The 20273-nt window shown below is 59.6% G+C and carries 24 protein-coding genes; 15 read left to right on the top strand and 9 right to left on the bottom strand.

Going from position 1 to position 20273, the window contains the following annotated elements; all coding sequences use genetic code 11:
- Positions 1-89: 89 nt before the first annotated feature.
- Positions 90-956 (bottom strand): VOC family protein, encoded by an 867-nt coding sequence (locus FHT86_RS11225; protein WP_133706801.1) that lies wholly within the window; start codon positions 954-956, stop codon positions 90-92.
- A gap of 330 nt (positions 957-1286) precedes the next feature.
- On the opposite strand from FHT86_RS11225, the gene trhA reads away from it, so the two are divergent.
- Positions 1287-1955: a PAQR family membrane homeostasis protein TrhA gene (gene trhA / locus FHT86_RS11220; protein WP_133706800.1), complete on the top strand. Its 669-nt coding sequence runs from the start codon at positions 1287-1289 to the stop codon at positions 1953-1955.
- On the opposite strand, the gene FHT86_RS11215 is transcribed toward trhA, so the two are convergent.
- Positions 1930-2445, bottom strand: coding sequence for a hypothetical protein (locus FHT86_RS11215; RefSeq protein WP_133706799.1), 516 nt, complete (start codon positions 2443-2445; stop codon positions 1930-1932). The genes trhA and FHT86_RS11215 overlap by 26 nt on opposite strands.
- A gap of 205 nt (positions 2446-2650) precedes the next feature.
- On the opposite strand from FHT86_RS11215, the gene FHT86_RS11210 reads away from it, so the two are divergent.
- Both FHT86_RS11210 and FHT86_RS11205 read left to right on the top strand, forming a co-directional pair.
- The gene (locus FHT86_RS11210) at positions 2651-3157 is read left to right on the top strand and encodes a GNAT family N-acetyltransferase (protein WP_133706798.1); all 507 of its coding nucleotides are present in this window, start codon (positions 2651-2653) and stop codon (positions 3155-3157) included.
- Positions 3158-3256: 99 nt separating this feature from the next.
- Complete coding sequence (locus FHT86_RS11205; RefSeq protein ID WP_133706797.1) at positions 3257-4339, top strand: FAD-binding oxidoreductase; 1083 nt, start codon at positions 3257-3259, stop codon at positions 4337-4339.
- 12 nt (positions 4340-4351) lie between these two features.
- On the opposite strand, the gene msrB is transcribed toward FHT86_RS11205, so the two are convergent.
- Complete coding sequence (gene msrB / locus FHT86_RS11200) at positions 4352-4762, bottom strand: peptide-methionine (R)-S-oxide reductase MsrB (RefSeq protein ID WP_133706796.1); 411 nt, start codon at positions 4760-4762, stop codon at positions 4352-4354.
- A gap of 230 nt (positions 4763-4992) precedes the next feature.
- On the opposite strand from msrB, the gene FHT86_RS11195 reads away from it, so the two are divergent.
- From FHT86_RS11195 to FHT86_RS11160, 8 genes are all read left to right on the top strand, one after another.
- Entirely contained in the window at positions 4993-7368 is a 2376-nt protein-coding gene (locus FHT86_RS11195) for a putative monovalent cation/H+ antiporter subunit A (protein WP_133706795.1), read from the top strand.
- Entirely contained in the window at positions 7365-7784 is a 420-nt protein-coding gene (locus FHT86_RS11190; protein WP_133706794.1) for a Na(+)/H(+) antiporter subunit B, read from the top strand. Before FHT86_RS11195 ends, FHT86_RS11190 begins: the two co-directional genes overlap by 4 nt.
- Positions 7781-8161: a Na+/H+ antiporter subunit C gene (locus FHT86_RS11185; protein WP_409527575.1), complete on the top strand. Its 381-nt coding sequence runs from the start codon at positions 7781-7783 to the stop codon at positions 8159-8161. The genes FHT86_RS11190 and FHT86_RS11185 overlap by 4 nt, the downstream gene beginning before the upstream one ends.
- 4 nt (positions 8162-8165) lie before the next feature.
- Entirely contained in the window at positions 8166-9731 is a 1566-nt protein-coding gene (locus tag FHT86_RS11180; RefSeq protein ID WP_133706793.1) for a Na+/H+ antiporter subunit D, read from the top strand.
- Positions 9728-10201 (top strand): Na+/H+ antiporter subunit E, encoded by a 474-nt coding sequence (locus tag FHT86_RS11175; RefSeq protein ID WP_133706792.1) that lies wholly within the window; start codon positions 9728-9730, stop codon positions 10199-10201. Before FHT86_RS11180 ends, FHT86_RS11175 begins: the two co-directional genes overlap by 4 nt.
- Complete coding sequence (locus FHT86_RS11170; protein ID WP_133706791.1) at positions 10198-10566, top strand: cation:proton antiporter; 369 nt, start codon at positions 10198-10200, stop codon at positions 10564-10566. The genes FHT86_RS11175 and FHT86_RS11170 overlap by 4 nt, the downstream gene beginning before the upstream one ends.
- Complete coding sequence (gene mnhG, locus FHT86_RS11165; protein WP_133706790.1) at positions 10566-10928, top strand: monovalent cation/H(+) antiporter subunit G; 363 nt, start codon at positions 10566-10568, stop codon at positions 10926-10928. Before FHT86_RS11170 ends, mnhG begins: the two co-directional genes overlap by 1 nt.
- Positions 10929-11462: 534 nt before the next feature.
- Complete coding sequence (locus FHT86_RS11160) at positions 11463-11894, top strand: MucR family transcriptional regulator (protein ID WP_028750805.1); 432 nt, start codon at positions 11463-11465, stop codon at positions 11892-11894.
- A gap of 78 nt (positions 11895-11972) precedes the next feature.
- Here the strand turns inward: FHT86_RS11160 and FHT86_RS11155 are convergent, their stop codons facing one another.
- A complete protein-coding gene (locus tag FHT86_RS11155; protein ID WP_133706789.1) occupies positions 11973-12395 on the bottom strand; it encodes a SufE family protein in 423 nt (140 codons plus the stop codon).
- A gap of 129 nt (positions 12396-12524) precedes the next feature.
- Entirely contained in the window at positions 12525-12998 is a 474-nt protein-coding gene (locus FHT86_RS11150; protein WP_133706788.1) for a DUF5330 domain-containing protein, read from the bottom strand.
- 471 nt (positions 12999-13469) lie between these two features.
- On the opposite strand from FHT86_RS11150, the gene FHT86_RS11145 reads away from it, so the two are divergent.
- The 3 genes from FHT86_RS11145 to FHT86_RS11135 are packed head-to-tail and all read left to right on the top strand — an operon-like array spanning position 13470 to position 16454.
- Positions 13470-15005 (top strand): sensor histidine kinase, encoded by a 1536-nt coding sequence (locus FHT86_RS11145; RefSeq protein WP_183868777.1) that lies wholly within the window; start codon positions 13470-13472, stop codon positions 15003-15005.
- On the top strand, positions 14977-16044 hold the full coding sequence (locus tag FHT86_RS11140; RefSeq protein ID WP_133706786.1) for a peptidoglycan-binding protein: 1068 nt from the start codon (positions 14977-14979) through the stop codon (positions 16042-16044). The genes FHT86_RS11145 and FHT86_RS11140 overlap by 29 nt, the downstream gene beginning before the upstream one ends.
- A gap of 47 nt (positions 16045-16091) precedes the next feature.
- Positions 16092-16454, top strand: coding sequence for a DUF1491 family protein (locus FHT86_RS11135; RefSeq protein WP_133706785.1), 363 nt, complete (start codon positions 16092-16094; stop codon positions 16452-16454).
- Between the two features lie 7 nt (positions 16455-16461).
- On the opposite strand, the gene FHT86_RS11130 is transcribed toward FHT86_RS11135, so the two are convergent.
- A complete protein-coding gene (locus FHT86_RS11130) occupies positions 16462-17490 on the bottom strand; it encodes a DUF2336 domain-containing protein (RefSeq protein ID WP_312862286.1) in 1029 nt (342 codons plus the stop codon).
- A 478-nt stretch (positions 17491-17968) separates the two neighbouring features.
- Entirely contained in the window at positions 17969-18175 is a 207-nt protein-coding gene (locus FHT86_RS11125) for a hypothetical protein (RefSeq protein ID WP_133706783.1), read from the bottom strand.
- Positions 18176-18711: 536 nt separating this feature from the next.
- On the opposite strand from FHT86_RS11125, the gene FHT86_RS11120 reads away from it, so the two are divergent.
- Positions 18712-18879 carry a hypothetical protein gene (locus FHT86_RS11120; RefSeq protein WP_166656783.1) on the top strand — a complete coding sequence of 56 codons (168 nt, stop codon included), beginning with the start codon at positions 18712-18714 and terminating at the stop codon, positions 18877-18879.
- 137 nt (positions 18880-19016) lie between these two features.
- Here the strand turns inward: FHT86_RS11120 and FHT86_RS11115 are convergent, their stop codons facing one another.
- On the bottom strand, positions 19017-19565 hold the full coding sequence (locus FHT86_RS11115) for a DUF1254 domain-containing protein (RefSeq protein ID WP_133706782.1): 549 nt from the start codon (positions 19563-19565) through the stop codon (positions 19017-19019).
- The gene (locus FHT86_RS11110) at positions 19558-20145 is read right to left on the bottom strand and encodes a DUF1214 domain-containing protein (RefSeq protein WP_133706781.1); all 588 of its coding nucleotides are present in this window, start codon (positions 20143-20145) and stop codon (positions 19558-19560) included. The genes FHT86_RS11115 and FHT86_RS11110 overlap by 8 nt, the downstream gene beginning before the upstream one ends.
- Between the last annotated feature and the right edge of the window lie 128 nt (positions 20146-20273).

The raw sequence follows: 20273 nt of genomic DNA, 5'->3' as shown, positions 1-20273 counted from the left end.
CGAAACCCCATTGCCTCGGTAAGCAAACGCGAAAGGCCCGTCCTGGTTCCGGAGCGGGCCTTTGACATCCTAGGTCAGCGAATACACGATCAGGCGATTAAATTCAGGCCGATGCCCCAGGGATCGCGCAGCGAAATGCCGCCGTCGCGCTTTTCCGTCTTGATCTCATGCGCGTCGAGTGCAGCGAGCGCTTTGCCTAGCGCGTCTCTGTCATTAAAGCGCAGAGTGTAGTCGGAAAGGCCGGTCATGTGTTCGGAACGGACACCGGCGCCGCGGCTGTTCCAAGTGTTGGCGCCGAGATGATGGTGATAGCCGCCGGTTGCGAGGAACGTCGCGCCGGGATAACGCGCCGCCATCACTTTCATTCCGAGCACATCGCGATAAAAGGCATTCGCCTCCGCGACATCGCCGACCTGCAAATGGATATGGCCGATCGCCGAACCCTCGGCCATGCCGTCCCAGCGATCCTGCGGTGCGCTTTCGTAAAGCTTCTGCAAATCGAGCCTCAGTGTCGCCATCTCGACCATGCCGTCGCTGTGGAATTTCCACTGTTCATGCGGCCGGTCTGCATAAATCTCGATGCCGTTGCCCTCGGGGTCGGAAAGATAGATCGCCTCGCTGACGATATGGTCGGATGCGCCTTCGAGGGCGACGCCATTATGCGCCGCGTGTCGGAGCCAACGGGCAAGTTCGATACGATCGGGCATCAAAAAGGCGGTATGGAACAGACCGGCCGCCGTCTGCGGCGCGCGTTTGGCCGCGCGATCCGTGGTCAGCGTTAGAAGCGGGTGGCCGGCAACGCCTAGCACCTCGCCGCTCGCTGTTTTCTCGACGACCTTCAGACCCAGCATGTCCTGATAAAAGCGCGACACCAGCGCCAAGTCTGTAACGACAAGATGGGACTGCCCGACATAGGCGGGACGCGTCAGCGCATAGGAGGGGGCGATTTCGGTCATGGGAGTGTTCCAACCTCAATGTTCTGGAAAAGAGCAACCGGCGTGGGCGGCGAAAACACCGCCAATGGCAGGGCCTGAGAGCTTTCGCCGGTTGATTTGCCTCTTTGGATCCTCTGGCCCGCTGTACTTGCTCACAGATATGGCGGATTCTGATTGTTCACAGAAGACCAGAAATTGCGGATTGAGCGTTCGCTGCTTGTTGACAACAGCATCAGCAGCACCCTCTCGCCATTCACGAAGATTTACCTATATGCCGATCCCACGCTGTTGCCTCCATGTCTGTGGGATGCAACGATCAAGCCAAGTATAGATCAATTGGGACACGCATGCATGGCCGAGTTCAAGGGCATCCGTTGGGCCTATGACCGATATGAAGTAATCGTTGACAGCATCGTCAACGGTGTCGGTGTGGTCTTTGCCCTTATCGGCGCAACCGTGCTGATCTTCTATGCGACGGTGTGGAGTTCCAATGGCGAGATTGCCGCCGCCTGGATCTATGGCGTCGGGCTCGTCCTGACGCTGGCAATGTCCTTCGCCTACAATCTCTGGCCGGTGTCGCAGACAAAGTGGTTTCTGCGGCGTTTCGATCATTCCGCCATCTTCGTGCTGATCGCCGCTACTTATACGCCGTTCCTGGAGCGTGGCGCCGAGGACCCGCTGCTGTTTGCCATGCTGATCGCCATCTGGGTCTTCGCCGCCTTCGGCATCATGCTGAAATGCGTTTTTCCGGGACGGTATGATCGGCTGGCGATCCTGCTTTATCTCGCCATGGGTTGGAGCGGCGTGCTGGTGGCCAGGCCCGTTTCCCTGCATATACCTTTCGCGTCGATGCTACTGATCGTGATCGGCGGCGTCATCTACTCGCTTGGCGTCATCTTTCATGTCTGGGAGAAATTGCGCTTCCAGAACGCCATCTGGCACGGCTTCGTCATCGCGGCGGCCGCCGTGCATTATTCGGCGGTGCTGACCTGCTTCAGCCTGTCACCGGAAAACTTTTGACGATCTGGGTTGTCGGCGCACATTTCTTCGTCGGATGCAGGCTGCGCACGAGGCGCATGACGACGGCGTCATATCGCTGCATGTTCGCCTTCGGATAATCCATCTGGAAGAAGGCGGCGGCGCCATTGCAGAGGGCTACGCCGCGCACATAGACGATGCGACCCTGCTTCGTGCCCGAGAAGCTGATGCCCCGCGAGGTCGATTTCGAATAGGAGATCTGCCAGCCGTCATCCTTGGCGAGCGCGACGCGAATATTCGCTTGGGTTGAAAAGTCGCCACTGGGAATGTTGGTGCCGAAAACCAACAGCCGCGCCGACTGATCGGCCGGCGTCAAGGTCAGTCCGTCGCCGTCATTGGGACGGGTCAAAAGGCGAAATTCCGACGGTAGTTCAATCGCATAGCCAAACCGTGCATTCTCATAGGACCACCAGTCGGCGGCGAGCGCCGGCGCGGCGGAAAAGAGCAGGAGAGCGGTCAGGCGCGCGAGCATTGCGGTTTCCGGGAGGCGGGATCTATAAACCAGCTACGAATAGCGCATTTTTCAGCAGAAATTCCATAGTGATTCTAAGAATGATAATAAAATAGCTTTAATTCGTTACGGTTTCATTGCGAGCCATGCAGGAATGGCGGATTTACTTCATCAATGTCGCGGAGTATGCCGCGATCGTATCTTAAAACAACCGGACAATGCGATTATGGACCAAGCCGTGCTGCTTCGCGATGCCACCGAGGCCGATCTGCCTGCGATTTGCGAGATCTATAACCACGCCGTTGTACACACGACTGCGATCTGGAACGACACGCTGGTCGATGTCGACAACCGCATAGAGTGGCTGAAAGCGCGCAAGGCGAGGGGGTTTCCGGTCATCGTCGCGGAGAAGGACGGCAGGGTTGCCGGCTATGCTTCCTATGGCGATTGGCGCGCCTTCGACGGCTACCGCCATACGGTGGAAAATTCCGTCTATGTCGACAAGGACCACCGCGGTCTCGGCATAGGCGAAGGCTTACTGCGCGAACTCGTCGCTCGTGCCGCCAAAGGCAATATCCACGTCATGATCGCAGCCATCGAGACCGGCAACACTACCTCCATCCGCTTGCATGAAAAGCTCGGGTTCCGTACCGTCGGCCAGTTTTCGGAAGTTGGTACCAAGTTCGGTCGCTGGCTCGATCTGACCTGCATGGAGCTGCGCATAACGGTCTAGCTCGGCAGTCATTGCCACGTCATACCCTGACGTTATCCAAGCAAGGTAGATCTGAATCGTGATTTCCATCGCGGGTATCCTCCGTTGCATCCTTCGAAAATGCAGATAGCCGTCGTCGGCGCAGGGATTGTCGGGGCATCCATTGCCTATCATCTGGCCCGCCGCGGGGCGCGGGTGCATTTGTTCGATGAAGGTCCAGCTCCAGCCGCGGGCGTGACCGGCAAGGCGTTTGGTTGGGTCAATCTCATCAATGGTGAGCCGACGACGAATTATGGAAATTACCGCATCTGGCGCGAGGCGATCACTGAATACCAACGTTTGAAGGCCGCCCTTCCAGATGCACTGCAGCATGCGCGGTCCGGTTCGCTGATCTGGCATGCGACAGTGGCAGAGACTGAGGCGTTGGTGCAGGAGCATCAGGCTGCGGGTGCAACGGTCGAACTGGTCGACGCCAAGACGATCGCCTGGTGGGAGCCGGAGCTTCGCGAAGTGCCGGAATGCGCCGCTTTTTCTCCCGACGATCTGGCGCTGGATCCCACGCAGCTCACGCAGACATTGGTGCACGCAGCGATCGCCTTCGGAGCGCGGGCGGATTTCAATCAGAAGATTGTCGCTCTCGAAACATCTGATGGCCGGGTCACGGGTGTTCGGACGGCAGAGGGTGCCGTTTCGGCCGATGTCGTCGTCCTGGCCACCGGCACATCTGTCGACGCGCTGATCTCGTCGTTCGGATTGGCTATCGGCGTCGAAAGCTCGCCCGCCGTGCTGCTGCAATTTTCCGCCGACCGGCCTTTCCTGAATCGCATTCTCCGCGGACCGGATTTGGAAGTTCGCCAGCGGCCCGACCATTCGCTGGTCGCCGCCGCAAGCTATAGGGGCGACTCCGAGGAGAACGGGCCGACGGCGATCGGACATCGTATGCTCGATGTGATGAAACGAAAGCTTGCATTGCCCGAAGGCGTCGAACTGAGGCAGGCGACCGTTGGCTACCGTCCAGTCTTCGCCGATGGCTTTCCGCGGCTCGGTTTTCTGCCGGGCGCCGACGGCATCTATGTCGCCGTCGCCCACCCCGGCGTCATTCTGGCGCCGCTGCTCGGCCGCCTAGCGATGGAAGAGATTGTCGAGGGACAGCGGTCGATGCTGGTGCCTGGGTTTAATGTAGCTGCGTTTCCGGACAGCTAACGCGCCTGCTTATTACCCTGCCTCGAACACCATGGCATGACCGTTGATGCAATAGCGCAGCCCGGTCGGCGGCGGGCCGTCGGGGAAAACGTGGCCGAGATGGGCTTCGCAGGCGCCGCAGCGGATCTCGGTGCGCACCATGCCATAGGACTCGTCCCGATATTCCTTTACCGCATCCGGCGAAACCGGCTCGAAATAGCTCGGCCAGCCACAGCCGGCATCGAATTTCGTGTCGGAACGAAAAAGCGGTGTGTTGCAGCAGACGCAGCGGTAGAGGCCGGTTTCGGAAGAGTCCCAATAAGGGCCTGTAAAGGCGCGTTCCGTGCCGTGCTGCCGGGTGATGCGATATTGTTCCGGCGTCAGTTGTTCTCGCCATTCGGCATCGGTCTTCTCGATTCTAGGCCCGGTCATCGTAGCAGACATGAACGTCATCCCTTTCCCCATCACCCAATGTATTGGGCGAGTCCCGCGGGCATAATGTGGCGCAGCTTGCTCCTTCTTCAATTCCTTGTCGTGATGCCAAAAAAATGATTCCGGTGGCTTACCCTCCGGTTTTTCTCGCGCAGGGCTTGAGGCAATCAAGCCTTTAGCCTATCCCAATGGGGACTTACGGCTTTGCCGGATTCCGCGCGATCGTTCAGCAGGGAGAAGACATGGCCAGTGTCACCGGCCTGACATTCCTGGCTTTGTGTCTGCCCTTTCTCGGTGCGATCATCGCACCCGTCGCTGTCCGCTATCTCGGCCACAACGCAGCATGGCCGCTGGCGCTTTTTCCCGCACTCGCCTTTCTGCATTTCGCGGGTTTCCTTCCTGACATCGCCGCGGGCCACAATGTCCGGGACGGCTTCGATTGGGTGCCGAGCCTTAGCTTGCGCTTTTCCTGGCTGCTCGACGGCCTGTCGTTGACCTTCGCGCTGCTGATCACCGGCATCGGCGCGCTGATCGTGTTTTATTCTGGCGGCTATCTGAAGGGGCATGTGGACCAGGGGCGCTTTTTCTCCTTCATCTTCCTGTTTATGGGTTCGATGCTCGGGTTAGTTGTATCGGACAGTTTCCTGACGCTGTTCGTTTTCTGGGAGCTGACGTCGATCACCTCTTTCCTGCTGATCGGGTTCGATCATCAGCGGGCGGCCGCGCGGCGGGCTGCGTTGCAGGCGCTGGTGGTCACCGGCGGGGGCGGGCTGCTGTTGCTCGCGGGGCTGTTGCTGATCTGGCAGATCACCGGCGCCGCAGATATGTCCAGCCTCTTGAAAGCCGGCGGCGTGCTGCGCGAAAGCCCACTTTACCTCGGCGCGCTGATCCTGATACTCGGCGGCGCCTTTACCAAGTCTGCGCAGTTTCCTTTCCATTTCTGGTTGCCGAACGCCATGGAGGCGCCGACGCCGGTGTCGGCCTACCTGCATTCCGCAACCATGGTGAAGGCCGGCGTCTACCTCCTCATGCGACTCAACCCGGCTATGGGTGGTACGATGGCCTGGGAGACGATCCTGCCGGTCTTCGGTGGCATGACATTGATGGTTGGGACGCTGCTCGCCATTCGTCAGACCGACCTGAAGCTGAAGCTCGCCTATACGACGGTCTCCTCTCTCGGCCTGTTGGTGTTGCTAACCGGCTTCGGCACGGATTATGCGGTCGAGGCGGCTGTGCTCTATCTGGTGGCGCATTCGCTATTTAAAGGCGCACTGTTCATGGTCGCCGGCATCGTCGATCATGAGACGGGCACGCGTGACATCAACCATCTCGGCGGTTTGCGCACCGCCATGCCGTTGACGTTTGTGGCGGCGCTGACGGCAGCAATCTCCATGGGTGGCCTGCCGCCCGCTTTCGGTTTTCTGGCCAAGGAGGAGATCTATGCTGCGCTGGCCCAAGCCTCTCCCTGGCCGGCCGTTCTGACGCTCGTTGCGATTGCCGGTAACGCGCTGATGTTCGCCATCGCCTTCGCCGTGGCGCTGAAGCCCTTTATCGGCGCGCGCGTCGAGACACCGAAACATCCGCACGAGGCGCCGCCGCTGCTGTGGCTCGGCCCGACTGTGCTCGCCATTCTCGGCCTGGCTTCGGCCATGCTCTCTGGCTCTTGGCACACCTATATATCCTCGCCGATGGCAAGTGCTGTCAGCGGCAAGACAGTGGAGATATCGGTCTCACTTGTTCCGCATATCGGTGTGCCCCTGGCGCTGTCCGCACTGACCGTGCTGACAGGCGTATTTGTCTACTGGAAGCTCGACCGTGCGCGATTCCTGATGGTGGTGGTGCTGCGCAGGCTCGGGCCGGGACCGGATCGCGGCTTCGATGGCCTCATTTCCGGACTTGTGCGCCTGTCGCATGCCGTCTCCCGTTTCCTGCAGCCCGGCCGGCTGGAGATCTACGTTACCGTCACGTTTCTTTGCCTTGCCGCCATGCTGCTGGTGCCGCCGGTGCTCTATGGCGAGTTGCCGGCCATTCCCTCCTGGCCCGACATGCAGTGGCATGAGGCTGCGATTTTCCTCATCGCCGTCATCGGCCTTGCTGCCGTCGTTACGGCCCGCGACCGGCTGACGGCGATCGTCTCGCTCGGCATTCAGGGCTTTGCCGTCGCCGTCATCTTCCTGCTCTTCGGCGCGCCGGACTTGTCCTTCACGCAGTTCATGGTCGAGACGCTATCCGTCGTCATCCTGGCGCTGGTGATGACGCGGCTGCGTCTATCGACCGCCGATCGCCGTTCGCCATTGCAGATGCTTTTGCATGCGGCGCTCGCCATCGCCTGCGGCCTAGGTTTCGGATTGCTGCTTTTGAAGGCTACGCAAGCACCCTTCGACCTGACGCTAACGGCATTCTTTAACCATTATTCCAAGCTGGTCGCCCACGGTTCCAACGTCGTCAACGTGATCATCGTCGACTTCCGCGGCACGGATACGCTCGGCGAAATCGCTGTCGTCACCATCACCGGCCTTGCCATCCTAGCGCTGATCCGCATCCGCGCCGGTGGTGAACGCAAGCTTGCGGCCAACGACCCGGATGTGGAAGAGACGATGGAGGCAAGGCGTTCGTGAACACCCTAATCTTCCGCACCGTGGCGCCTTTCCTTACAGCCCTGATGCTGCTCTTTTCGGTCTTCGTGCTGCTGCGCGGCCATAATGAACCGGGCGGCGGCTTCATCGGCGGGTTGATCGCGGCCTCGGCGCTGGCGATCTACGGCATTGCCTGCGGTGTGACGGCGGTGCGCCGCGCCATCATCTTCCATCCACTTGCGATTGCCGGTTTCGGTCTGTTGGCGTCGACGGTTGCCGGGTTTTTGTCAGTCTTCTCCCACGTGCCCTTCATGACCGGGATCTGGATCTATCCGCATCTCTTCGGTGTCGAGGTGCCGCTCTCCAGCGTCACGCTGTTCGATGCCGGTGTCTATCTGGTCGTTGTCGGCGCCATCACCTCGATCGCGCTGGCGCTGGAAGAGCGGGAGGTGGAATGATGGAGACTGTCTTCGCTACGCTCATCGGCCTGTTCTTCGCTGCAGCGATCTACCTGATGCTGTCGAAATTTTCGATCCGCATCATGCTCGGCATCGCGATTCTCGGAAACGCCGTCAACCTTCTGCTTTTCACCGCCGGGAGGGTGACGCGCGAAGTGCCGCCCATCATTCCGGCCGGCGCCGATACACTCAATGCCGACGCCGCCAATCCGTTACCGCAGGCTTTGATCCTGACCGCGATCGTCATTTCCTTCTCCTTCTTCGCCTTCCTGCTGGTGCTGACCTATCGGGCCTATCAGGATCTGAAGACCGACAATACCGGCGACATGCGGGTAGCAGAACCGGAAGAGCGGCCATTGCCGCCTTTGGGGTACTAGCGATATGGCGGCGCCGGCCAACACCGCTGTCGATCTTTCCGCCGCGCTGGTGACAGCGCCGGTGCAGGCCGATCATTGGTTGGTCATCCTGCCGGTGGGCCTATGCATCGCCCTCGGCGCGATTCTGATGATGCTGCGCGACCGCACCGCTATGCACGGCTGGATCGCCATTCCCGGCCTGGCACTGCTGGTGTTGATCGATGCTGCTCTGCTTTACAAGGTCGCCACCGAGGGACCTGTGACCATGGTCATGGGCCGCTGGCTGCCGCCCTTCGGCATCGCATTCAGCGTCGATCTTCTCGGTGCGATCATGGCGCTGGCCGCGGCGGTCGTGGCGCTAGCGGCAAGCCTCTACGCGCTCGGCGAGATTACGACCAGCGGCCGTCGTTACGGCTTCTTTCCTTTCCTCATGCTGCTGCTTGCCGGCGTCAGCGGCGCATTTCTGACCGGCGACATCTTCAACCTCTATGTCTGGTTCGAAGTGCTGCTGATTTCCTCTTTCGGCCTGCTGATCCTCGGCTCGGAGCGTGAGCAGATCGACGGTGCTTTGAAATATGCGGTGCTGAACCTCATCGCCACGACGCTGTTTCTCGTTTCGGTCGGGTATATCTATGCAGTCTTCGGCACGCTCAACATGGCCGATATTGCGATGAAGGCGAGGGCGCCCGGCAATGTGGCGCCGCTGATGACACTTGCGGGCTTGTTCCTGCTGGCTTTCGGCATGAAGGCCGCGGCCTTCCCGGTCAATTTCTGGCTACCCGCCTCCTACCACACACCGCGCATCACCGTTTCGGCGCTTTTCGCGGGCCTGCTCACCAAGGTGGGCATCTATGCGTTGATCAGGGTTCTAGTCATGCTGTTGCCGGTCGAGCGTGTCGGACTTGGCCCGATCACCGCGATCGTTGCTATTGCGACCATGCTGGTCGGCGTGCTCGGCGCGCTCGGCGAAAGCGATATCCGCCGTCTGCTCGGCTATGTCGTCATTTCCGGTATCGGCACGATGCTGGCGGGCGTCGCGCTTGGCAGTACCAGTGGCCTCAGCGGTGCGATCTTCTATGCGCTGCATTCGATGGTGCTGATGACGGCGCTCTACCTGCTGGCAGGCCAAGCGGCCCGGCTCGCCGGCAGCTTCTCGCTTGCCGCACTCGGCGGGCTTTACCGGCAAAGCGGCTGGTTCGCGGGCCTCTCGCTGATGCTGTTTTTCGCCGCTTGCGGCCTGCCGCCATTTTCCGGTTTCTGGCCCAAGGTCATCCTGGTGAAGGCGGCTCTCGACACGGGCGCCTGGTGGATCGCCGCTGCGATCCTTTTGACGGGTTTTCTCACAACCATCGTCTTTGGCCGCGTCTTTCTGCTTGCCTATTGGCGTCCGAGATCCGCGCAGGACGCCACCGTGCCGGGGCCGATCGCCTGGCAGGCGGCCCTGCCTCTTGTCGCCCTCACAGCCTTGGTCATCGGGTTTGGTCTGTTTCCGGAGCGGTTATTGCATCTGACGCAACTTGCCGCCGGCGGTCTCGACGATCCTTCGGCCTATATGCATTCCGTCTTTCCTGAAAGGGCAGGGGCACAATGATCCTGTTCGTCTTCAACCTGCTGCTCGCCATCGTCTGGGTCGCAGTCACCGGGAGCGCCTCTTTCCTCAATCTCGTCTTTGGTTTTGTCCTCTCGGCGCTCGCCCTCGCGACGGTGCGTGAGTCCTACGGTGGCGTATTGTATCTCGAGCGCGTGAGACGGATTCTGGCACTGTTGCTCCTGTTCCTGCGCGAACTCGCCAAATCCGCATGGGCCGTCGCGGTGACCGTCATGAGCCCGAAAATGGATGTGAAGCCCGGCATCTTCGCCTTTCCGCTGACCGTCGACCGCGATTTCGAGATCACACTGCTTGCCAATCTCATCACGCTGACGCCCGGCACGCTTTCGGTCGACGTTTCCGACGACCGCAAGACGCTCTACGTGCATGCGCTCGACTGCTCCGACCCGGAGGCGGTGAAGCGCAGCATCGCCGACGGTTTCGAACGCCGGATCATGGAGGCTTTCCGATGATGGCCGCTTCCATCGTGTCGGCCGCTGCCATGGTGGCGCTCGCTATTCTCGGCGTGGCCTTCCTGCTCACGGTCTTTCGCGTGGTGGTGGGTCCGACCTTGCCGGATCGAGTACTGGCGCTCGACATGCTGGTGGCGGTCGCGATTGGCTTCATCGCCGTCATCGCCATCAAGACCGGCTTCACGCTTTATATCGACATCGCAATCTCGCTCGGTCTCATCGGTTTCCTTGCCACCGTCGCCTTTGCCCGGTTCATTCTGACTCATGGCGCGTCAGGGCGGGCCGGGGAGCAGCCTTCGCCGACGGTCGCGGCAGAGGGCAAAAAACTGCGCAAAGACGGTCGACGCAAGAAAGGACGGCGGTAATGGAACTGGTCGTTGCCATCATCGTCGCCTTCCTGCTCTTGGCGGGCGCGTTGTTTTCGCTGGTCGCCTCGATTGGTATCGTCCGCCTGCCGGATCTCTATAGCCGCATGCATGCTGCTTCGAAGGCCGGCACAGTCGGTTCCGGTCTATTGCTACTTGCAGTCGGTGTTCATTCGCAGGATCTGCCGATATTGGCGCGGGCGCTGGCCGGTTTCGTGTTCTTCGTTCTGACTGCGCCGATTTCGGCCCATCTTCTCGCACGGGCCGCCCACAAGGCCGGCCAGCGGCTGACACCGCCGTCGGTGCGTGACGATCTCTTTAAGGACGAGATCGAGCGACGTTCTTACAAAATGAAAAGCTAACAAACGTGTGGATTGCTAACAAAGTGAATACAAATTCTCGCCGTTAGTTACCTATTTTTAATAGATGAGAATTTTACGAAGAAATGATAGAATTAAAAACTGGACATTTGGATAAAGAGTGGTAATCCAGATTCAAGTAGAGTTTTGATGTTGAGTTAGTCTCAGCCGGCTTTAAGTGCCCAATGCTTTGATCTTTCTTTCAAACAACGGCGGGCAAAACTTTCTTCCGGTTAAGGATTGGCGGACCTACCTCCGTCACGACTGATTCTACATCAGGCGGTATATGAACGGGTTTCGTCGTACAAAGTCTAGGGGTGGATTTTGTGTTGCGGGCAATATGGCATGAAAAGCCCCGTTTTTTGCTGATGGCTGCTACGAATATGGGCAAAGCCGTTCACGCGGAATGTCCATCGCATACCTTTGAAAGCTGAATGGTTTTCAGAAGGATTATGCGGAAACGCTAAAGTAATGCTGTGTTTGCGTTCTCCGTTGGAGGCGTGGCGCAGTGGGCAAGCCGATGAACAGGAGAACAAAATGACAGATACGGCCCTTGGCAATGGCCAGGATTTGCTGGTTGAGCTAACCGCCGACATCGTGGCGGCTTACGTCAGCAATCATGTAGTCCCGGTCAGCGACCTTCCGAATCTGATTTCCGACGTACATTCCGCCTTGAGCAACACCTCGGCTCCGGCTCCTGCCGTCACCGTGGTTGAAAAGCAGAAGCCGGCCGTATCCGTTCGTAAATCGGTGCAGGATGATCAGATCACCTGCCTGGAATGCGGCGGTAGCTTCAAGTCGTTGAAGCGCCACCTGATGACTCATCACGGTCTTTCGCCTGAAGAATACCGTGAGAAGTGGGATCTCGCGGCCGACTACCCGATGGTCGCGCCCGCCTATGCCGAAGCCCGTTCGCGTCTCGCGAAGGAAATGGGTCTTGGTCAGCGCCGCAAGCGCGGTAGCCGCTAAAGTTCCCGAGCCTGATACTATCGACAAAAAAACCCGGCTCTCGAGTCGGGTTTTTGTCGTATCCCTGCGCGGTAAAATCTATGCCGCAGCCCGTACTCTCGCCTCTTCGCGAATTCGCTTGATCATCGAGCGCAATCCGTTGGCGCGCTGCGAGGAAAGATGTTCGACAAGGCCGATCTTGCCGAAGACCTCGAGAGCATCGAGCGCAGAAATCTCGGAAGCGGGCTTGCCGGAATAAGTGGCTAGTACGATGGCCACCAGCCCGCGCACGATATGCGCATCCGAATCGCCTTCGAAGGTCAGTACCGGATTTTCCGGATTGCCCGCGGCGTGGGTGACAAGCCAGACCTGGCTGGCGCAGCCCTGCACTTTGTTTTCCAGCGTCCGTTTCTCTTCCGGCAGATCCGGCAGCGCCTTGCCGAGTTCGATCACATAGCGATAGCGATCCTCCCAGTCGTCCAGGAAGGAGAAATCGTCAATGATCTGCTCAAGCGTCGCCATCATGCCAGTCCAATTATCTACTTGCTTGGATATAGGCGAAACAGTCGATGATTTGAACCCATGACAAAAAAGAACGCCGTGAGCGATGGGCAAGCTCACGGCGCGCAGGGCAGGTATCGACGGAACGGATCAGGTTCTGGGTTTCGGCAACGGTATCGGGATATAGGACGGCAGCTTGACCGTGCCGGTGACGACCGCATCGGCAGTCTCGGTGTTGATCGTGCGCTTGGCGGGCATCGGCTGTGCTTCGGCTGCCGCCTGTTCATGGCTGACCGTGGCCGATGCAGCCTGATTGGCAGATGCCTGCTCGCCGGACTTGTCGTCCTTAAAATGCTGGCCCAGGAGATCGTAGGCAACCCGGGCGCCGTCACGGGCCTGATAGCCGAGTGCGGTGAGCGTTTCGCCGCCTTTCAGGCAGACATCGGGCTTTTCCGTGCACATGGCGCCGACATATTGCACGACACCGGTCGCGGCCGACAATGCAGCGGAAACCTGTACCTTCGGTTCGTCTGCCGACTGTGGAGCGCCCTCCGGTTTGGCGAAGATCGGCAGGAACATGAGAACCAGCGAAAACCAGAACCCTGCTCTAATGAGAAACCACATTGCCTTGCCCATCCTTTATTTCGCTCGGTCTTGTCGCCGATTCGAACTCGTTTATCTGATGTTGCTCAGACCCTATCGCGGCAGAGGACAACATCGCTTTTCAAAACTTGGATGTATTTTCGGCAAATTTGATTCAAATTGTAGCTTTCGGCATTTCAAGCGCATTTGCATCGAATTGTAGCGATTGCTGTTAAGCATGTCTCGGCCGATCTGCCTGATATCCCGGGGCTTGCGGGCATCGATCTCCGTGCAAAGGTTAACGTGTGACGGAAATCTAAATAAAATCCGCTGCTTACCCGCTGTTAACCACAAAAGCCAAAGGTCTCGCAATGTGCGTCAAAACGAGATTTTCGGGCTTTTTCGCCTGATCTGCGCGTCCGTCCTTTATTCTTTCCTTAAGTCGCCAAGGCCTATTGTGCGGTTGAATAAGTGACCGTTTGTACGGGTTTTGGTGTGCGCGTATTGAGTAACATGGCTGGCAGGGCTGGAGCCCTCGTGGACCGGGCAGGCGGAAGCTGGCTCTCCCGGACAAGCGGGAATGGCGAGGTCCGTGGACAGGAATTGGCGATCCTGCGTCGCCTCGCGCTCGCCTCGTCTGCGGCTCTTGTCGTTGTTCCGGCAGGACTCTCCTTCATCACCAGCCCTGCCGTGGCATTGCCGGTTGGCGTCGCCACGGTTTGCGCCGCTTTCCTGTTTTCCGCCGTCGGCAGCATTGCGCTGTCGCGTCAGCGCCCTGCCTCCGGGCCGGTCGATGCCGTCGTCGTCGAACATCGTGATCTGATGTTGGAGGCGGCTTGTGGTCTCGTGCTCCTGTTCGATCCGCAGGGTAATGTCACCGGCGTCGGTGGCCGCGACCGCGCCGAATTCCTGAGCTGGATGCGTGACCCCTCCGGCCGCGGCTTTGTCGAGCAGATACATGTCTCCGACCGCATCCTCTTCGTGCAGGCCGTCGATAAGCTTCGCCAGGGCCGCGATGCCCTTGGTGTTGACTTGCGTTTGGAGCGCTCGGCCGTTGTCGAGGGCAACGATCAGTTCGTCCATATCCGCATGGAAATGAGTGCGCGGCGAGACAGCGAAGGCCGGTTGACCGCGATCGTCAGCCAGTCGCGCGATATTTCCTACGATCAGCAACTTCGCGAGGAGGCTGATCGCAAGGCGGCCGAGGCCGAATCGGCCAATGATGCCAAGTCACGCTTCCTCGCCGCCGTCAGCCATGAGCTGCGCACGCCGCTCAACGCTATCCTCGGCTTCTCAGATATCCTCAGCGGCGAATATTTCGGCAAGCTCGAGAACAATCGCCAACGTGAATATGTCGGCCTGATCCGTCAGTCCGGCGCGCACTTGCTTTCTGTCGTCAACACCATGCTTGACATGAGCAAGATCGAGGCTGGCCGCTATGAACTTCTGCTCGAGCCTTTCCCGATTGAAGCCTCCATCGGTGCTTGCGAAGCTATGCTGGCTCTGCAGGCAAAGGAAAAGGGACTGACGTTGACGAGCCGCGTGCAGCGCGGCCTCGGTGATATCGTCGCCGACCAGCGCGCCGTCCAGCAAATTCTCATCAACCTTGTCGGCAACGCTATCAAATTCACCGATGCTGGTGGCGCTGTCACAATCGATGCGGCAATCACCGACGGAATGCTGAAGCTCGCGGTCAGCGACACCGGAATCGGTATCGCTAACGAGCGGCTCGCCTCGCTGGGTCAGCCTTTCGTGCAGATCCAGAACGATTACACCCGCCGCTATGCCGGCACCGGGCTCGGCCTGTCGCTAGTCAAGGGGCTGGTGGCGCTGCATGGCGGCAGCTTTGCCATCGCCAGCGCACCAGGCGAGGGCACGGTCATAACGATCCTTATCCCTTTCGACGGTTCCGGTGCTGTGGCGGTACAGTCGCCTGTGGATGTCAGTCGCACGGTCGATTTTCCGCCACGTCTGAAACATAATCTGGAGATGAATGAGAGGCGAAAAGAGGAAGAGGTGAATGGCCCCGCAAAAGCGAAAATCGCCTAAGGGAAAGGGCAGGGGCAGGCGTAAGCAGCCCGGCCTTGCTTCCCGGGGGGCGGTTGCCGTCGGCAGCCTTGGCCTGCGCGGTGCTGGCGCGCTGGGCGGCCTCGGTGTGCGCGGCGTGAGTGCGCTGGCCGGTTTGTTCGGCGGCGCTGTCGGCCGGCATCCGGCGATCGCCGGCGGTGTCGCAATCTTTTTCGCGGTCTTCGGTTTCGTTACTACCAATGCGCTCTGGTATCAGCCAGGCGTACACCCGTCGCCGCTGCTGCGCACGCGCGATCCCAACTCTCCGTATCAGATCCCCGGCCGTAAGCCTTTCCCGCATGCGCAGCAGGCCGATGCCGGCAACGTCACCACCTTCCGCATAGAGCGGCAGGACCCGGCGACGGCGAATGCCGCCGTGTCCAAACAGCGGGCGGCGGCTCCCGCCGAAACGATTCAAACCGCCAGCTTGCCGGCAACGCAAACACCGACCGCGGCCACCGCAGCGCCATCGAAACTGGTTGCTGACGTGCAGGCCGAACTGATCCGCCGCGGCCTTTATGACGGTTCCGCCGACGGTGTCGTCGGATCGCGCACGACGGCCGCCATCCTGTTCTTCCAGGAAGCGTCCGGCCTGGCGCAGACTGGCGAGGCAAGCCCTGAGCTACTGGCCGCGCTGAAGGCCAACGATGCCGGCATAGGCGCCCACACAACCAACAAGGCAACCGTCGCGGCCGTCCCTGTGGAGCGGCCCGTCAACGTCTCGGCCAACGCCTCCGCCATCGATCCCGTCGCTGCTGCCATTCAGAGCGCCGAGAAGAATATCAAGACGAACGCTGCGCCCAAGAGCGCGCCAAGCGACGCGGCCAACACCGTTAACATGGTGATGCAGATCCAGAAGGGTTTGAGCAACATCGCCTATAGCAGTGTCAGCGTCGACGGCGTCGCCGGCGAACAGACCAAGGCGGCCATCCGCCGGTTTCAGAAGCACTACCGGTTGCCGGAAACCGGTGAGCCCGATATGGCGGTTCTGAAGAAACTGCAGGACATCGGCGCGCTTTAGTTCTTCCCTTGATTGCGTCGTCCCTGGCTGGCCGTTATAGCTCAACCATGAGATTGCGCAGCGACATCTTCGTTTCGGCTTTGACCCGCCGCCTTTTCGCCCGCGGCGATTTTGCCGCTGTCGAACACAGGGGCGCCGAGGAAGCTGGAGCGATCTTCATCCGCCAGCGTTTTCGCGACGGGCTGGAAACACTGTATGCCCCCGCTCCGCAAAGCTTCTTCGATGAAGAGGAAAGCGGGACGCGCCTGTTTGAGGTCCGTATGGATCGCAGGGAACCTGAAGATGTCAGGCAGATGCTCGACCGTGAGATGAAATTCGATCCCGATCTCTGGATAATCGAGCTGGAGACTGATGATATCGCCGATATTGTCCCCGTGGCCGATCAGCGAAGCAACCCGCTCGACGGCTGACGACGACCTATCGCCGGCTCACGACGCGCAATTCGCGGATCGGACTTGCCTTGGCGCCGAAGAGCGGTGCACCGGAGCGCGGCGCGGGCTTTTGTTCCGGCGGCAGATAGGTGTAGCTGTCGGCGCGACGCCAGGCTTCGACACGGGCCTGACTTTCCTCAGCATCGATGCTGTCAAGCACCAGCCAGGCGCGGCTGACGCTGCCGTGCTGTTCGGCCAGATGAGGATAGAAGCGCTCCAGCGCATAGACGGCGTCGGCAAAGCCCATACCGAGGCTCACCAGCGTCACCGCGAGCTGCTGGCCGGACGTGTCGATCATGATGCGCTCGGCAAGCCAGCGGCTGGAGGAAAGCGCGTCGGCGAGCGTGGCGGCAAATTGCTGCGCCTCGCGCTCACGGGCGAAACGCACGAGCAACGCTTCCTGCACGTCGGAAAGATTGCGCAAACCCAGACGATCATTATCGTCACGGGCGAGATGGCGGGCGACCTGTTTGATCTTCTGCCGCAGGGCTTCCTCACGGGCGAGCCGCTCGGCCTCGGTATCCGCTGCGCTCGGTTCGGGCTTTGCAGCCTGAACGGAGAAGTCCATCGAGGTCTCGGATATGGTCATGCCGCGCTCCGGCTCGGCCTGGTGCAGGCTCACAAGGGCGTCGATGACTTTGGGAGACAGAGAGGGACGGCGGACGATCGCTTTCGCATGGGCGGCGCCCTGCGTGCGTGCGATGGTGATCAGCGTGTCGTCATCGATCGCCTGCGAACTTGTGAGAAACGGAGCGGCGATGGCAATCGGCTGGCAGCCGATGAAGAGGGAGACGGCCGGAGGCACCGTCAGGCATTGCGACAGCGCCGCGACCGCCTGACGTTTTGCCTCGTCGGACGAGGCCTGGAAGAGAGGAGTAAAAAGCTCTGCAAACTGGCGAAGCTCCGATTTCGACGGATGAGTCAAACCCTCGAAACTGGTGACCGTCGCCATCAGAACCACATCCTTCTTGCGGACAGTCGCAGGCTCTTCGAGGTCTCGAAACCGGTCACGCACGCCAACACCCATACTGATACGCGAAACAAAAAAGACGGGAGCCTGATCGGCAAGTCCGTGCGACGCTGCGTCTGTCTATGGCCGAACCGGATCGCGCTTTGGTTCCCGCGGGCGCAATTGGCGGTGGCTGTCGAAACGGGCGTGGACACGGTCGTCCTGATCTGGCTTTTTCGGGAGAGTAAGGTGCGCAGGGTTAACGGTTGGTGAAAACTTTATTAAAATCCGAATAAAAATTGCGCGCTAAGCTTGCGCCAGGAAAACGGGCGAATTTTCGCTGGAGTGGTTGCGTCTGCGGGCGCTCAACCTTCGTGGAAACTGTTTCGCCGTGATGCGCTGACTACCACATTCAACTTATAAGAGCTTCGCTGGTTTGTCTTGTCGGCATGGAGGAAAAGTTGCCGCGAGCGAAAGCTTTCGGCGGTCCAAAACCGGTCTTCTTTTGAGAGTTCTGGGAATTTTGGCGCCAAGCATCAACGGCTCAAAGGCCCTTGTGCTCGCGCAGGGCCGCCAGCAGCTTCTCGGACGTGTTGTAGCCGGATTGAAACAGGCCGAGCGCTGCCGTTGCCGCGAATTGGGCCTCGGTGCTTTTGATATCTACCCGCTTCTCCAGGCACCATTTATCCAGCGCGCCGCGCAGCACGATGACGTCCTCCGGGGAGAAGAAGGAATTGGCCGTCGCTGACATTGCCCGCCCTCTGTTTCGCTCGTTACAATACGTTAAATTTTCGTTGTCGCAAATAATATTTGCGTGACACTTTTCTGCAACGCGCGAGCTTGCGCGATTATTGGCGGATAGTGGCTTTTGTTTGCCTAAGGATATGATTTCGCGAAGTTTTGTCGCTAAAATGATTCTGAAGATTTTTACATCGTATATGAAACCAAATCCGCCCACTCAGCGTTAGATAATCACGATGCCGCGACAGCCCAGGGATAGCCCAGGCGAGGCGTGGCAATGATTAGCATTCTGTTAACTACAGTATGTCTCAATTCGGGTGAAAACAGCGATTTGCAGAGTTTAGTTGCATGATTGTTCGCATGGTCGCCTCATTTGGGCGCCCATGTCACGGTGTCTGAGGAATGCCGTGAGAATGGCGTGAATGCCCTTTTGTCGGAGCCGCAGGGAGGTGGCAAAGACTGGAGGGAACGCCAGCCCGCTTGGAAAGCGGGCAGGGTGAAATTAGTCGCAAGTTCATCCGTCTCGGGCCATAAATGGAGACGAGAATGGCAGAGATCATATCCCTGTTGGACCGAAGGTCACGATTGCCGCTACGAGCTCAAAAGGAGCCGGTCGAGGCGAAAATTCTTCTGTTCACCGGCGTGCGCTATGAACGCCTTGACGTCAGCTCCCACCGTCCCGGAACGGGACCGAAGCGGGCGAAGGGTAAATAGTCCGGCATTGTGCTGGCGATATGCGCCGGCGACGCCCGTTAGGGCGTTTGTCAATATCATGGCTTGAGCTGTGTTAGTCGTGAGGTCGGCTGCTTGTCCTTGCCAGATCCGGCCAGCCTCCAGCTTTCCGCGAAATTTCACTGTCCATCAAACACATCGCATCCGGCTTCCGACAGAAAATCTCGGGCGGCATCACCAAAACTTGCCTGCGGCTCCATCGTGCGCAGCACGACATACCCCTGGGCGCGCGGAGCCTCGACGAGGATCGATTGAGCAAGCGACGGCGGCAGTGCTTTGCGGATTCCTGTGAGCTGGATCGGCGAGGCGATCAGCAAATCCAGCACGCCACCGACCGAGGTGCGGTCGCTCATGCTGAACACCTCGTTCGACGCGGCGTCATAGACCGACAGAGACCAGAACGGCACGTTTCCCTTGGCCGTCAGGCGGATCGGCTGGGTTCCGATGTCGAAGGCGCAGACGGCGGTACGGATATACGGATCATTGTTGGAAAGCCCTGCATCGTCATCCTTGTCGTCCAGCATGTAGAAATGGTTTTCATCGCCTTCGTCCTCGACGCGGGTATAGGCGTCGCGGTCGGAAAAATGCGGCAGGGAGAGGATGATGATGACATGCAACAGTGCGGCACCAAGCACGCCGGTAAGGATGGCGAAAACAGCCCTAAACATGGCCGCACCCGATTTTCTCGAGCTTCGGCATGGACAGATCGATGAGGCCGGAATTGCCGGCTGCAGGCGAATCCAGCAGCGTCCACACCAGACGGAAGTTGCCCGAGGCCGGCAGCGCCAGCCAATTGCCAGCTTGCGCGTCCGGCGAAACGGTGATGGTGAAGCTCGAATCCGGATTGCGCAGCACGATCCAGGAATTGAGCGCAGCCGGCCGGCCAGGGGATTCGTCGAGAGGCTCGCCGTCATTACCCGCGATGAACAGCGTCCACAGCCGCGCCGGCGGTGTCTGGCCGCTGATGCGATAGCTGCAGCCCGCCGTCAGCCGCGCGCCGGCACTGTCATCGGAGGCGGTAAACACCAGCCCCTCTGCGCTGCCGTAAAGCAATCGCCCGGCGCGAGCGCGATGCGATTTCGCATAAGGATCAGCGTCGGCCGTGTGCATTTCCGGAAATGCCTGCCAGGCGCCAAGCTTGATCGCGCCGAAACCGGAGGTCGCATCCAGTGCAAAAAGCGTGAATACGATCCCCCCGCCGAAGGCGATCAGCAGCGAAAGCGCAACAAGAAGGGGAACCCGGAACACTCTAAGATCGTCCTCGTGACCAATCAGAGGGCGATTTATCCCTGATTCTGACGGGTGGGGGAAGGGCGAGCAGTGGTTTGGCCAAGCTCGGGACATTCGATCCAGCGACTAGATTGCAACGACGAACG

The sequence above is a fragment of the Rhizobium sp. BK313 genome, from assembly GCF_014193655.1.
Lineage (GTDB): Bacteria > Pseudomonadota > Alphaproteobacteria > Rhizobiales > Rhizobiaceae > Rhizobium.
Note: the sequence above shows the minus strand (reverse complement) of the source record. Positions and strands in the feature narration are given on the sequence as shown.